Origin of the sequence: Mesorhizobium sp. B2-7-1 (genome assembly GCF_006440735.1) — a bacterium.
In the GTDB taxonomy this organism is placed as follows: domain Bacteria; phylum Pseudomonadota; class Alphaproteobacteria; order Rhizobiales; family Rhizobiaceae; genus Mesorhizobium.
On record NZ_VFUA01000085.1, the window covers coordinates 1 to 12564 of the forward strand.

Below are 12564 nucleotides of genomic sequence, written 5' to 3' on the forward strand. Positions count from 1 at the left end.
GGACGCCGCATGCCGGCGATGCCGACGGCATGGTCGGCGCCGAGGTGATCCAGACCTTCGTCAAGCGGCTGCCCAACCAGCCCGGCGTCTACCGCATGATGAACGCCGCCGGCGACGTGCTCTATGTCGGCAAGGCGCGCAGCCTGAAGAAGCGTGTCACCAATTACGCGCAGGGGCGATTCCACACCGCCCGCATCGGCCGCATGGTGCGCGAGACCGCGACGATGGAGTTCGTCGTCACCCGCACCGAGATCGAGGCGCTGCTGCTCGAGGCCAACCTCATCAAGCGGCTCAGGCCCCGTTTCAACGTGCTGATGCGGGACGACAAATCGTTCCCCTACATTCTTTTGACCGGCGACCATGTCTCGCCCGGCATCTACAAGCATCGCGGCGCGCGGTCGCGAAAAGGGGACTATTTCGGGCCGTTCGCCTCGGCCGGCGCGGTCGGCCGCACCATCAATTCGCTGCAGCGCGCCTTCCTGCTTCGAAGCTGCACCAACTCCTTCTACGAGAACCGCACGCGGCCGTGTCTGCTCTACCAGATCAAGCGCTGTGCCGGTCCCTGCACCGGCGAGATCTCGCATGAAGGCTATGCCGAGTTGGTCGAAGAAGCCAAGGATTTCCTGTCCGGCCGCAGCCAGAAGGTGAAGACCGAGATCTCGGCCGCCATGCAGCAGGCTTCCGAAGAGCTCGATTTCGAGCGCGCCGCCATCTACCGCGACCGTCTTGCCGCGCTCTCGCATGTGCAGGCGCATCAGGGCATCAACCCGCAGACGGTGGAGGAGGCCGACGTCTTCGCCATCCACCAGGAAGGCGGCCAGACCTGCATCCAGGTGTTCTTCTTCCGCACCGGCCAGAACTGGGGCAACCGCGCCTATTTCCCCAAGGCCGATCCGGCGCTGGAGCCGGCCGAGGTGCTGGGCTCGTTCCTGGCGCAATTCTATGACGACAAGCTGCCGGCGCGCACGCTGCTTCTGTCGCAGACCGCGCAGGAACAGGAACTGCTCGGCGAGGCGCTCTCCACCCATGCCGGCCGCAAGATTACGATCTTGGTGCCGCAGCGTGGCGAGAAGAAGGATCTGACCGACCACGCGCTGCAGAACGCGCGCGAGGCGCTAGGCCGCAGGCTGGCCGAGACCTCGACCCAGGCGCGGCTGCTCAAGGGTTTTGCAGAAACCTTCGGCCTGGAAAGACCGCCGGTGCGCATCGAGGTCTACGACAACTCGCACATCATGGGCACAAATGCCGTGGGAGCCATGGTCGTCGCCGGACCGGAAGGTTTCGTCAAGAACCAGTACCGCAAGTTCAACATCCGCTCGACCGAGATCACGCCGGGCGACGATTTCGGCATGATGCGCGAGGTGATGCAGCGGCGCTTTTCGCGGCTGCTCAAGGAGCATGGCGACGAGCAGCCCGGCCCGGTGGTCCAGGACGATGCCGGCGAGGAGGATCTGGTCGCCGGCAATGGCGGCTTCCCGGCCTGGCCCGACGTCATCCTGATCGACGGCGGCCAGGGCCAGATGACGGCCGTGCGCCAGATCCTTGCTGACCTCGGCGTCGAGGACCGCGTCATGGCAATAGGCATCGCCAAGGGCCCGGACCGAGACGCCGGCCGCGAGCGCTTCTTCGTCAAGGGCAGGGACTCCTTCATGCTGCCGGTGCGCGATCCGGTGCTCTATTTCGTCCAGCGCCTGCGCGACGAGGTGCATCGTTTCGCCATCGGCTCGCACCGGGCGCGGCGCAAGAAGGAGATGATCAAGAGCCCGCTCGACGAGATCGCCGGCATCGGTCCCGGCCGCAAGCGCGCCCTGCTGCTCGCCTTCGGCACCGCCAAGGCGGTCAGCCGCGCCGCGGTCGAGGACCTGGTCAAGGTCGACGGCATTTCCGAGCATGTGGCGAAACTGGTCTACAATCATTTTCATGAGAGCTGAGGGGCGGGCACGAAAGTTTGACGATGGTGTCCGCGTGGCGAGGAATGCTGTACCGTGGCGATTGGCCCAGACGCCCGTCCCATCGTCATCCACGGGCGGAGCAAGGAGCGAAGCGACGCGGCGCAGACCCGAGGATCCATTCCGTGACTTACGAGCTTTGCGGCGGTCTAGAACGGCCTCTGTTCTGCACCGTCTCCACCCCTCGCGCAAGATCACGGCATGGATCCTCGGGTCTGCGCAGGAGCTCCGCTCCTGCTCCGCCCGTGGATGACGAAGTTGCCTGGGCTTTGCCCAACTCTCGACATTGCAAGAAGAACCTGCGCCGAGGCGCCATGAATGGAGATGCCGGGGCCAAGAGAGGTGCTTCACGCCGACCTTCACGCCATTTTTCCCTGTCCAATCGAATCTCGGCTGTTGACCCCCTACATTGGCTTCTGATTTGAGTACCTCTGGCGGAGGAGATTTCCCGAGACGACATGGCACAACGCGCGTTCAACCTGCCGAACATCCTCACCTACGCCCGCATCGTCGCGGTGCCGCTGGTTGTGCTGTGCTTTTTTCTCGAGGGACATCTGAAGTCTTCCGACTTCGCCCGCTGGTCGGCGCTGGTCATTTTCCTGCTCGCCTCGATCACCGATTACTTCGACGGCTATTTTGCCCGCGCCTGGCAGCAGACCTCCAACATAGGCAAGATGCTGGATCCGATCGCCGACAAATTGCTGGTCGCCACCTGCCTGCTCCTGCTTGCCGCCGACACCGACCGCCACGCCGGCATCGCCGGCTGGTCGCTGTGGGCGGCGATCATCATCCTGTGCCGCGAGATCCTGGTTTCGGGCCTGCGCGAATATCTGGCCGCCTTGAAGGTCTCGGTGCCGGCCGGGATCGATTCCGGCTCGACGAGCTCCTCCGCCGCCTCGTCCTCGATGTCGAGATCGACATCGGGCGGGAGATCGTCGGCGGCGCCGTTTCGTTTCTGTCTTTGGGCTGCGGGACTCATTCCACCATGCCTGTCACATCGGGCGTCTGCCACGCAAGATGCTGGCCGCCGTCGAGCGCGATCATCTGGCCGGTCACCGAGCGCGCCTGCCAGAGATAGCGGATCGTGGCGCCGAATTCGGGCAATTGCGGGCCGCGCTTCAGGATCAGGCCCTCGACCTGTTTGCCGAAATCATCGTCGTCCTGGCGCTTGTTCTTCAGTGTCGGGCCTGGACCTATGGCATTGACGCGAATGCGCGGGCCTAGCGCCTGCGCCAGCATCTCGGTCTGCGTCCACAGCGCCGATTTCGACAGCGCATAGGACAAATAACGCGGCGTCGGCCGCCAGACGCGCTGGTCGATGATGTTGACGATCAGCCCCTCCTCGCCTTGCGGAAGGGCGCGGGCAAAGGTCTGCGCCAGGAGCGCCGGGGTTTTCACGTGGATGGCGAAATGCCGATCCCAGGCCTGCCAGTCGAAATCCTCGACCCGGTCGTCGACGAACAGGGAAGCGTTGTTGACCAGCAGCGTGACAGGGCCGAGCGCCGCTTGCGCACGGCCGACAAGGCCGCCGACGGCATCCATGTCGGTGAGGTCGGCGGCGACCACGGCGGCGCGGCCGCCCTCGTCCGCGATCTTGCTTGCCAACGCTTCGGCCTCCTTGCCGGAGCGGTTGGCATGGATGGCGACGGCGAAGCCATTGGCGGCCAGGTCCTCGACGATCGCCTTGCCGATCCGCCTTGCTCCACCCGTCACCAGCGCGACGGCCGTGGCTTGTCTCATCTTGTCAATCCTCAATCGGCTTCACGATTCCGGGAAGCCGGCACAATATGACGGGCCAAGCGTTAAATGCCATTTCCACCTAGGGCAGGAATGTGGCGAAGCGGCCCGGACACGCGTCCGCCCCGCCGGATGCGGGGCACCGTTCACGGCAATATATGTCGCAAGACCCCTTGAACCAAGCGGCGTGCAGCGCAACATAATTAGCCTGCTGACATTCGCTGTTGCGAAGATGCAACGTCACCTTTCAGCCTCATTCGCGCCGGGGAATGACCCAAGTTCAGGTTCGCTTCAGCCGCATTTCAGCACGACATTTGGAACCGTTGAACGCCAAGCTCGTTTATCCCCCCGGACGGGCCGGGGCGTTTCATGACAAACAAGCCTAAGTGTCTTGTGGCTTAAGGAGTAGAACAATGAAGACCAATCTTAAATTCGCGCCGCTTGCCGCTGCGCTCGGGCTGTTCGCCTTTGCTGGCACCGCCTTCGCGGCCGACGTCGTTTCCGAAGAGCCGCCGGCTCCCGCCCCGGTTGCCGAGCTTCCGGTCGCTTCCTGGGCCGGGCCCTATGCCGGTATCAATCTGGGCTACGGCTTCGGCGGCCATGTGAAGGCCCCGGGCGTCGACGCCAAGACCAAGGGCTTCATCGGCGGCGTTTTCGGCGGCTACAACTGGCAGCAGGACAACTTCGTATACGGTGCTGAAGCCGACCTCGGCTACAACGGCACCAAGGGTTCGGACAATGGCCTTTCCGCCAAGACCGGCATCGAAGGCTCGCTGCGTGCTCGCCTCGGCTATGCCGTGACCCCGGAAATCCTGCTCTACGGCACGGGCGGTCTCGCTGCTAAGAACCAGAAGATCGACGACAGCGTCAGCGGCGTGAACGACAGCAAGGCCATGCTCGGCTGGACGGCCGGTGCCGGTACCGACATCAAGATCACGGACAACGTGTTCGGCCGCGTCGAGTATCGCTACACCGACTACGGCAGCAAGAACTTCGGCGACACGGGCAAGGTCAAGTCTTCGGACAACCGCGTCACGTTCGGCGTCGGTATGAAGTTCTAAGTCGTAGAAGCCACGACACGGAAAAGCCGGGCCTTGCGCCCGGTTTTTTTGTGTCCGCGAAAACCGACAAGGGTTGCGGGCCCCTCAATCGGTCCTCATTTCGGCCTCTTCGGCGGTTTGGCCTTTGCCTTCGGCGGCAGCGTCTCGACGAAAGCCAGCCCGCGAGCGAGCCAGCCGGCAAGATCGGCATCGATCGCGGTGCCTTCGGGCGCGACGCGGATATAGCCTTCCATCGAGCGTCCGCCCATCTCCATCGGGCCCGCATGAGGAAGCGCCGCGGCGGCCGCATGCGCGCCCTTGCCGACGCGCACCAGAAGCCCCCGCTTCGAGGTGCCGATCAGCATGTTGCCGTTGATCATGAAACAGGTGCCGCCGAACATCTTCTGCTCGGTGAAGGCGCGCCGGCCGAGGGCAGCGCGCAGGCGTGCGACCATCGGGTCCGGCGCGACACTGGTTGAGGGCTTTGCCATGCTCACCACTCCGACTTGGGTGATGTCAGGCAAGCATGGAAGCGGGCGGCGTTCAAGGCGGTGCGATCTTCCTCTTCTCCCCTTGTGGGAGAAGGTGGCCGAGCGAAGCTCGGACGGATGAGGGGTGCTCCAGCTTGACGCACATCGCGCCGACCCACCTTCTCCCACAAGGAGAGAAGGAGGGCGCGCCTCACCCCGGCACGCTGCCCTTCAATTCCGGAAACTTCTCATCAAACCGCGCGGCCCAGCGCACGAGCCGGCTGCGGCCCTTCTCCCATTGGCCGGAAAAGCGCAGCGCGAGATAGCCAAGTGTCGCGCGCAGCGCCATGTGGCCGGCGGTGATCTTCTTCGGCAGTTTCGGCGAGTTGGCGTTGATGAGGTCGAGCGCGGTGGTGATCTTGGTCCACTGGCGGTCGAGCCAGGGCTGGTAGACCATTGCCTCCGGCCGCGTGCGGCGCTCATAGACCATCGACAGCGCGCAGTCGCAGATGCCGTCCGCAAGCGCCTCGAGTACCTCCGCCTCGAGCCGCTTGTCGGGATTGCGCGGCAACAGCGCGTTCTTCGACAGCCGGTTGAGATGCTGGGTAATAGTGCGGCTGTCATAGATCGAGCGGCCGTCCTCCAGCACCAACACCGGGATCTTGCCGAGCGGGTTGGCCAAGATCAGCTCGGCGGGCTTGTCCTCCGTCTTGACCGGCACGAGGTCGATGGCGATGCCGGCATAGACGGCCGCCATGCGAACCTTCGAACTGTAAGGAGATGTTGAAGCATAGAGCAGTTTCGGCATGATCGGGTTCCCAGTTGTTTGCGGCACTGTTGACCGATCCGCGTCCGAAGGGCAACGGCCAGCCGGCCAATCCGGATTGGCCAATGCATCCTGCCGGCGCGTGCACCCGCAAAGAAAAAGCTCCCGGAAGTTTTGCTTGGCGGCAAAATTTCCGAGAGCTTTAGGAGGAGCGTCCGCTCCGACTCCGCTCGCCTTGACACCGAATTGGCGAGAGGGGTGCCTGGGTGGCACCCGCCCTCACCTATTGCGGTTCGCGAGCGAAGCTACGCGATCACTTCTTGGCGGCCGGCTTCTTCGCCGGAGCTGCCTTCTTCACGGCTGCCGGCGCCTTGGCGGCGGCGGCCTTCAGCGGAGCCTTGGCGGCGGGCCTGGCCGCGGCCTTCGCTGCCGGCTTCTTGGCGGCAGGCTTCGCCGCTGCCTTGGCGGCGGGCTTGGCCGCGGCCTTCGCTGCCGGCTTCTTGGCGGCGGGCTTGGCCGCAGCCTTAGCCGCCGGCTTCGCTGCTGCCTTGGCCGGAGCCTTGGCGGCTGCCTTCGGTGCCGCTGCCTTCTTCACTGCTGCAGGTTTCGCGGCAGCCTTAGCTGCCGGCTTCTTTGCCGGCGCTTTCGCCGCCGGCGCCTTGGTTGTCGTCTTTGCCATGCGATGCCCCTTGCGTTTTGCCAATGGTCGTGAGTGACCCGGCGTCTCTATGCATATCTGACTCGCGACTGTCTAGCCAGCGAAGCAACACAATGATTTTCAGTTATTGAATTTTGGTTACACGAAGCGCATCTCGTTGAAAAATTGTGAGCGAATCTGTCACTTTCGAAGTGACGGCCCGGCCCACAGATTTTCGCGCAGCTTCTATCGCCCGATCAACCATCGGCCCATAGCATAAGCCTATATCGGAATGTGAGCGCGTTGCTCACAATAGAGGGTGAGCAGCCGAACGCTTGCTTCATCTTGTCCAGCAGAAACATCTACAGATGAACCGGGCACGCGAATCGACGAAAGCTTGCGATGCATAAAGCGAGCTTAAAGCTCATATTCCGGCGCTGCGATCAAACGTCCGCCGGTTGGCGCCCGCGCTGCAGGCGGCGTGCCGGTTCGGCCCGATGCAGATGGACGGCGTAGGTATCCCAGGGCGGCGAAACCGCGATCCCGGCCAGCATGCAGCCGATCTCGCCGCGATGGTAGCTGCCGTGCAAGACGATATGGGTCAGCATCTCCTGCCGCGTCATGCAGCCCTGGTCGCCGTCGGTGAAGGTGAAGGCGACCGGGGCGGCAAGCTCTTGCTCCGGAACGGTTTCGAGATAGTCGAGATACCAGCCGTCGACTTCGGCCAAGGCGACGCGCAACGCGCGCGGCTCGGGCGCGTCCGGCGTATTGTCGCTCGCATAGCCGTGGGCAACCCCGTTCAGGTGCGCGGCAAAAATCCGCGACACGACATGGATATGGTTCATCAGGCGGATCGCGGCGTGGCGTTCCCCGGCATCGCCTGACGGGTCCAACCCGGCAAGCTTCTCCACGAGCTCATCGTTCGCCCAGGCTTGACGGGCAAGCATGCCCTTCAGCAAGGTCTTGGCACTCATCTTCGCGGCCCATTTGCGTTGGTGGAATGAATGTGAGTATCCTGTTTATATTCTCGGGAGACGGGCTAGCATGTCTACTCGCATTGCAAAGCCGGCCGCACGCATGCGCAAGCAGCCGCGCCAGGCGCGTTCGATCGCTACCGTCGAGGCGATCATCGAAGCCGGTGCTCACGTTCTGAGCGAGTTCGGCTGGGCGGGCTTTTCCACCAACAAGGTGGCGGAGGCCGCGGGCGTCAGCATCGGCTCGCTCTATCAATATTTTCCCGACAAGCTCGCTCTGGTCGAAGCGATCCGGCGCCGTCACTTCGATCATGTGCTGTCGGTGATTCGCGAAGCGGCGACGGACGAGAAGCCGCTGAGGCAATTCGCGCGCGAGCTGGTGCGCGGCATGATCGGCGCGCACTCGATCCATCCGACGCTGCACCAGGTGCTGCTCGACGAGGCGCCGGGCGACCGCGGCTCGCGCGCCGCGCACGCCTCGTTCCAGGCGCGCTATCTCGAACATTATGCGGCGGCGGTCGCGCAGTACCGCAAGCGCCGCAAGGATACCGAGACGATGGCGCGCGTGCTCTCCTCGGCAGTCGAAGGCGTGATCCACAACGCGGCACGGCGCAACATGCTCGACGCGCCGGAATTGCAGAAGCAGCTTGTCGAGCTGATCTCGGCCTACGTATCGGGCGGCAAGGCAGCCTGAGCAAGCGTGTGCGGCTGGCGGCGGCCCGTGTGCCAACGCGCCTCTTCGCCGGTCACCGGCGCCGCAATAATTTTCGCATCGCCTGTCGATTCCGCCGTTCCCCGTTCGTCGTATCATCGCAACCAACCAACCGAAGGAATTCGAGATGCGTTTCATGATGCTGATGATCCCCGGCGGCTACGCGACCGCGGCTCCCGACGCCAGGCCCGAGGCGGAAGCCGTGGCGACGATGATGAAATACAATGAAGAGCTGAAGCGGGCCGGCGTGCTGCTTGCGCTCGACGGGCTGCATCCGCCGTCATCGGGCGCGCGGGTCTCCTTCAAGGGCGGCAAGCCGGCCGTCACCGATGGCCCCTTCGCCGAGGTCAAGGAAGTGCTCGGCGGTTATTGGGTGATCGACGTGCGCTCGCCCGAGGAAGCCATCGAATGGGCACGCCGCTGCCCCGCCGGCGAGAACGACGTCATCGAGGTCCGGCGCGTTTTCGAGATGAACGATTTTCCCGAGGACGTCCAGAAGGTCGTCGACGGGTTCGACGAGCTGAAGGGTTGACCGCCACGGCGGCGATCGAAGCGGTCTGGCGGATCGAGCAGCCGAAGCTCGCCGCCAGGCTCACCCGCACCCTGCGCGATGTCGGACTGGCCGAGGAAGTGGTGCAGGATGCCTTCGTGCAGGCGCTGGAGCGCTGGCCCCGGGACGGCATTCCGCATAACCCGGCCGCCTGGCTGACCAGGGTCGCCACAAACCGGGCGCTCGACCGGCTGCGCCGTACCGTGCTGATCGACGGCAAGCATCGGCAGCTGGCCGTCGATCTCGCCGAGCTCGAGCGCGCGATGCCCGATATCGAGGCGGCGCTCGACGAGGATATCGACGACGATCTGTTGCGGCTGATCTTCACCTCTTGCCATCCGATGCTGCCGGCCGAGCAGCGCGCGGCTCTCGCGCTTAGAATGCTCGGCGGGCTTTCGGTGCCGGAGATCGCACGCGCCTTCCTGGTGCCGGAGGCTACCGTCGCCCAGCGCATCGTGCGCGCCAAGCGGACACTGCGCGATGCCGGCATCGCCTTCGAGACGCCGCGCGGGCAAGAGCGGCGCGAGCGCCTGGGCGCCGTGCTGGAAGTGATCTATCTGATCTTCAACGAAGGCTATGTCGCTTCCTCCGGACCGGACTGGCTGCGCATCGATCTCAGCAACGAAGCAATGCGCCTCGGTCGCCTGCTCGCGGCGCTGACGCCGGAGCAACCGGAGGCGATCGGACTCCTGTCGCTGATGGAACTCAGCGCCTCGCGCTTTGGCGCCCGCACCGACGGCGCGGGCAACCCGATCCTGCTGCTCGACCAGGACCGCGGGCGCTGGGACTGGTCGCTGATCCGGCGCGGCCTCGACGGGCTGAAACGCGCGATGGCGCTCACGCCGACGCCGGGTCCTTATCAACTGCAGGCGATGATTGCCGCCTGCCATGCCCGCGCGATGAGCGCGGCCGACATCGACTGGATCGCCATTGCCGCCTATTACCAGGCGCTCGCGCTGGCGGCCCCCTCGCCCATTGTCGAGGTCAACCGGGCGGTCGCGGCCGGCATGGCGTTCGGGCCGGCGCAAGGGCTGGCCATCGCCGATGCGCTGCGGGACGAGCCGCGGCTGAAGGATACGCATCTGTTGCCGACGGTGCGCGGCGACCTGTTGGCGAAGCTCGGACGGATGGAGGAGGCCCGCGCCGAATTCCGCCGCGCCGCCGAGCTGACCGGCAACGAGCGGGAGCGCGCGCTGCTGCTTGCGCGGGCTGGCCCGAGCCTGACGTAAGAAGTTAAGTGCCGGGGTGTGTCGAGATTCAGGTCAGGCCGAGTCGAGAATGACGGCGTCCGAGAACCGGAGCGGAGCGTACTTAAAGTACGTGAGCACCGGAAGCGGAGGGCGCCGCCATTCGCAGGCCGGCATCACCTGAATATCGGCACAGCCTACCGCAGCACGCGGCAACGGCCGTTATAGACCAGCCAGCGGTCGAAGCCCGAGACGCAGAATTCGACATTGTCGCCGATCGAGGCAAAGCCCTGGCCTTCCTCGATCAGATAGAAGATCGAGCGGTCGCGGCCGTCCGACAGGTTGACCGTGGCGCGGCAGTAGTGGCGGCCGATCGGCCATTCGTCGCTCGCCGGCTCGTAGCGATGCTGGCGGATGTTACGGAAATCGGCGATGGCGACGTCCGGCAGATGCGGCACGTGATGCACCTGATAGGAGAAGCGGTCGGTGATCTTGTTCAGCACCCAGCTTTCGCCGCAGACGCTGCCATCGTCGCCACTGTAGACGGAAAGGTCGGCGGCCTGCGCCGCCTGGCTGAAGCCCAGCGGAGTGGCAAAAGGAGTGGACAGCGCAACCAGCGCGGCAAGGGCGGAATGGGCGAAGCGAGTCATGACAGCCTCTCAAGGTCAGTTCCGCGCACTGTGCGGATTCGCTTGGCGGCGGTCAAGCGGTCGCGAAATAAAGGTTTTTCGGAAGAGACTTTGGGGTTTCCGCAAAACTTCGTTCCGATGGCCGCCGGCTGATCAGCCAGTACCGGCAAGCAGCAGCCCGCCGATAACGGCAATGTTGATCAGGAACGCATTGCGCAGCACCTGGCGCTCCGGCTCCTCGCTGGCCCAGAAACGCAGCAGCATGAAGTTCGTCGCCAGCGTGAAGACGATCAGCGCGCCGGCGGCGAAGGACCGGGCCATGCCAACGGCAAGCAGGAAGCCGGCAATGACCTCGACCGCCGAACCGGCGGCAAGCATCAAGGCCGGAGCCGGAAATCTCTGGGCGGCCAGATAGTCGCGCATCGCCCCGAATTTCAGGAAATGCTCGATGCCGGCAAAGACGAACACGCCGCCGATGAGGAGAGCGCCGAGCGCTTGAACGATTTGAGCAGGCATGGCGGCTTCCTCTCGATGATGTACTTCGTTCAGTCCTCAGGAACGAAGGCCGGGTTGTAGACGACCTCCCACAGATGATCGTCGGGATCCTGGAAGTAGCCGGCATAGCCGCCCCAGAACGCCTTTTGCGCTGGCTTGACCACGCGCGCGCCGGCCTTGACAGCTTGGGCCATCACGGCGTCGACCTCGGCCCCGCTGCCGACATTGTGGCCGATGGTCAATTCGGTCGGGCTGCGGCCGCTTTGCGGCACCGTGGCATCCCAGGCGATGTTGGCACGCTCGTAGATGGCGAATTTCAAGCCGCCGGCGAGATCGAAGAAGGCGACGGCGCCATGCTCGAATTCGCGGCCGATGATACCTTCGGTCGGCAGGCCGAGGCCGTCGCGATAGAATCTGAGCGAGGCCTCCAGGTCATCGACGCCAAGCGTCAGTACGGTGATGCGAGCTTTCATTTCTCTCACTCCTTTCTATATTCGAGACCACAGTCGCAAACGGATGCGGTCTGATGCGAGCGCGTGAAGCGCCGTGAAGTTCCATCCGTTTTGCCATGGACGACGTGGTCGGCATTGAAGATTTCGGCCAAAATGACCGTCGCACCCATCCGGCAATCCTGCTGGAGCAGATCAGAGACAGAATGGAACCGGTCCTGGCACAGACAACCGGCTTCTTTCGCGAGCGGCCCGTCGCTGGCGGCCTGGCCGATGCCTTCTGTGCGATCTGGATCCACCGCATGGACGAGCGCGTCGTTCCGCCAATCGTCATCACGCCGGACGCGACGATCGACCTGCAATGGATCGACGGCCGCTTCCGCGTGGCCGGGCCGGACAAGGAGCCGCAGATCGAGACGCCGCTGGCCGGCGCGGTGATCGTCGGCTTCCGCTTCCGGCCAGGCGCGGCCGCCGGCTGGCTTGGCGTGCCAGCCAGCGAAATCGTCGGCGGACGCCTGGACCTCCAGGACTTATGGGGGACGCGCGCCCGCGAACTGTCGGATCGCATCAAGGCTGCGACCGACCTGCCGGCCATGCTGCGGCAATTGGAAGAGACCGTCGGCATGCGCACCGAAGGCCGCGATGCGCTCGACCCGCAGATGGGCCGGGCCTTTGGTGTCCTGGACGAGGGACTGCCGCCGGAAACGCCCATGGTTCCATTCCTGCAGCGCCAGCTGCATATGAGCGAGCGGACGCTGCGCCGGCGTTTCGAGGACGCTTTCGGCTATGGTCCCAAGACACTCGATCGCATCCTGCGCTTCCATCGCTTCCGACGTCTGCAGCGGCAGGGTGAAGGCTCGACCGCTCTACTCGCCATCGAGGCCGGTTACGCCGACCAGGCGCACCTGATCCGCGAAAGCAGGCGGCTGACCGGCGTGACGCCTACAGCGCTGGCTTAAGCAACGCGGG

General features: G+C 64.6%; 14 protein-coding genes and 1 pseudogene. 7 read left to right on the forward strand and 8 right to left on the reverse strand.

Going from position 1 to position 12564, the window contains the following annotated elements:
- Together uvrC and pgsA are read left to right on the forward strand one after the other, a co-directional pair.
- Positions 1–1931, forward strand: a 1931-nt coding sequence (uvrC, locus tag FJ471_RS25220; protein ID WP_140807441.1) for an excinuclease ABC subunit UvrC, incomplete at its 5' end; no start/stop codon positions are given.
- 476 nt (positions 1932–2407) lie between these two features.
- Positions 2408–2806 (forward strand): annotated as a pseudogene (gene pgsA, locus FJ471_RS25225) (CDP-diacylglycerol--glycerol-3-phosphate 3-phosphatidyltransferase); the annotation flags it as partial.
- Positions 2807–2924: 118 nt separating this feature from the next.
- On the opposite strand, the gene FJ471_RS25230 reads toward pgsA, so the two are convergent.
- Entirely contained in the window at positions 2925–3689 is a 765-nt protein-coding gene (locus tag FJ471_RS25230; protein WP_140807442.1) for an SDR family oxidoreductase, read from the reverse strand.
- A gap of 410 nt (positions 3690–4099) precedes the next feature.
- Here FJ471_RS25230 and FJ471_RS25235 point away from each other — a divergent pair, with 410 nt between their 5' ends.
- Positions 4100–4747 carry an outer membrane protein gene (locus tag FJ471_RS25235; protein WP_140807443.1) on the forward strand — a complete coding sequence of 216 codons (648 nt, stop codon included), beginning with the start codon at positions 4100–4102 and terminating at the stop codon, positions 4745–4747.
- A 95-nt stretch (positions 4748–4842) separates the two neighbouring features.
- Here FJ471_RS25235 and FJ471_RS25240 read toward each other — a convergent pair whose 3' ends face one another.
- From FJ471_RS25240 to FJ471_RS25255, 4 genes are all read right to left on the reverse strand, one after another.
- Entirely contained in the window at positions 4843–5217 is a 375-nt protein-coding gene (locus tag FJ471_RS25240) for a TfoX/Sxy family protein (RefSeq protein ID WP_140807444.1), read from the reverse strand.
- A gap of 190 nt (positions 5218–5407) precedes the next feature.
- Positions 5408–6004 (reverse strand): glutathione S-transferase family protein, encoded by a 597-nt coding sequence (locus tag FJ471_RS25245; RefSeq protein WP_140807445.1) that lies wholly within the window; start codon positions 6002–6004, stop codon positions 5408–5410.
- A gap of 271 nt (positions 6005–6275) precedes the next feature.
- Positions 6276–6641 (reverse strand): hypothetical protein, encoded by a 366-nt coding sequence (locus FJ471_RS25250; RefSeq protein WP_181179718.1) that lies wholly within the window; start codon positions 6639–6641, stop codon positions 6276–6278.
- Between the two features lie 401 nt (positions 6642–7042).
- On the reverse strand, positions 7043–7573 hold the full coding sequence (locus tag FJ471_RS25255) for a DinB family protein (RefSeq protein WP_140807446.1): 531 nt from the start codon (positions 7571–7573) through the stop codon (positions 7043–7045).
- Between the two features lie 103 nt (positions 7574–7676).
- Here FJ471_RS25255 and FJ471_RS25260 point away from each other — a divergent pair, with 103 nt between their 5' ends.
- The 3 genes from FJ471_RS25260 (at position 7677) to FJ471_RS25270 (ending at position 10064) form a co-directional block, all read left to right on the forward strand.
- Positions 7677–8267: a TetR/AcrR family transcriptional regulator gene (locus FJ471_RS25260; RefSeq protein ID WP_140807471.1), complete on the forward strand. Its 591-nt coding sequence runs from the start codon at positions 7677–7679 to the stop codon at positions 8265–8267.
- Positions 8268–8412: 145 nt separating this feature from the next.
- Positions 8413–8817 (forward strand): YciI family protein, encoded by a 405-nt coding sequence (locus FJ471_RS25265; protein ID WP_140807447.1) that lies wholly within the window; start codon positions 8413–8415, stop codon positions 8815–8817.
- Positions 8814–10064, forward strand: coding sequence for an RNA polymerase sigma factor (locus tag FJ471_RS25270; protein WP_140807448.1), 1251 nt, complete (start codon positions 8814–8816; stop codon positions 10062–10064). Before FJ471_RS25265 ends, FJ471_RS25270 begins: the two co-directional genes overlap by 4 nt.
- A gap of 155 nt (positions 10065–10219) precedes the next feature.
- Here FJ471_RS25270 and FJ471_RS25275 read toward each other — a convergent pair whose 3' ends face one another.
- The 3 genes from FJ471_RS25275 to FJ471_RS25285 all read right to left on the reverse strand — a co-directional run bounded on the left by FJ471_RS25275 (position 10220) and on the right by FJ471_RS25285 (position 11619).
- Complete coding sequence (locus FJ471_RS25275; RefSeq protein ID WP_140807449.1) at positions 10220–10672, reverse strand: hypothetical protein; 453 nt, start codon at positions 10670–10672, stop codon at positions 10220–10222.
- Between the two features lie 132 nt (positions 10673–10804).
- A complete protein-coding gene (locus FJ471_RS25280; RefSeq protein ID WP_140807450.1) occupies positions 10805–11167 on the reverse strand; it encodes a DoxX family protein in 363 nt (120 codons plus the stop codon).
- Between the two features lie 29 nt (positions 11168–11196).
- Positions 11197–11619, reverse strand: coding sequence for a VOC family protein (locus FJ471_RS25285; protein ID WP_140807451.1), 423 nt, complete (start codon positions 11617–11619; stop codon positions 11197–11199).
- Between the two features lie 182 nt (positions 11620–11801).
- Here FJ471_RS25285 and FJ471_RS25290 point away from each other — a divergent pair, with 182 nt between their 5' ends.
- Complete coding sequence (locus tag FJ471_RS25290; protein WP_140807452.1) at positions 11802–12554, forward strand: AraC family transcriptional regulator; 753 nt, start codon at positions 11802–11804, stop codon at positions 12552–12554.
- Positions 12555–12564: the final 10 nt, after the last annotated feature.

Coding starts and splice junctions, on each gene's coding strand:
- FJ471_RS25250 (WP_181179718.1), bottom strand. CDS start 6,641: ATGGCAAAGACGACAACCAAGGCGCCGGCGGCGAAAGCGCCGGCAAAG.
- FJ471_RS25265 (WP_140807447.1), top strand. CDS start 8,413: ATGCGTTTCATGATGCTGATGATCCCCGGCGGCTACGCGACCGCGGCT.
- FJ471_RS25240 (WP_140807444.1), bottom strand. CDS start 5,217: ATGGCAAAGCCCTCAACCAGTGTCGCGCCGGACCCGATGGTCGCACGC.
- FJ471_RS25285 (WP_140807451.1), bottom strand. CDS start 11,619: ATGAAAGCTCGCATCACCGTACTGACGCTTGGCGTCGATGACCTGGAG.
- FJ471_RS25230 (WP_140807442.1), bottom strand. CDS start 3,689: ATGAGACAAGCCACGGCCGTCGCGCTGGTGACGGGTGGAGCAAGGCGG.
- FJ471_RS25245 (WP_140807445.1), bottom strand. CDS start 6,004: ATGCCGAAACTGCTCTATGCTTCAACATCTCCTTACAGTTCGAAGGTT.
- FJ471_RS25290 (WP_140807452.1), top strand. CDS start 11,802: ATGGAACCGGTCCTGGCACAGACAACCGGCTTCTTTCGCGAGCGGCCC.
- FJ471_RS25255 (WP_140807446.1), bottom strand. CDS start 7,573: ATGAGTGCCAAGACCTTGCTGAAGGGCATGCTTGCCCGTCAAGCCTGG.
- FJ471_RS25275 (WP_140807449.1), bottom strand. CDS start 10,672: ATGACTCGCTTCGCCCATTCCGCCCTTGCCGCGCTGGTTGCGCTGTCC.
- FJ471_RS25280 (WP_140807450.1), bottom strand. CDS start 11,167: ATGCCTGCTCAAATCGTTCAAGCGCTCGGCGCTCTCCTCATCGGCGGC.
- FJ471_RS25260 (WP_140807471.1), top strand. CDS start 7,677: ATGCGCAAGCAGCCGCGCCAGGCGCGTTCGATCGCTACCGTCGAGGCG.
- FJ471_RS25235 (WP_140807443.1), top strand. CDS start 4,100: ATGAAGACCAATCTTAAATTCGCGCCGCTTGCCGCTGCGCTCGGGCTG.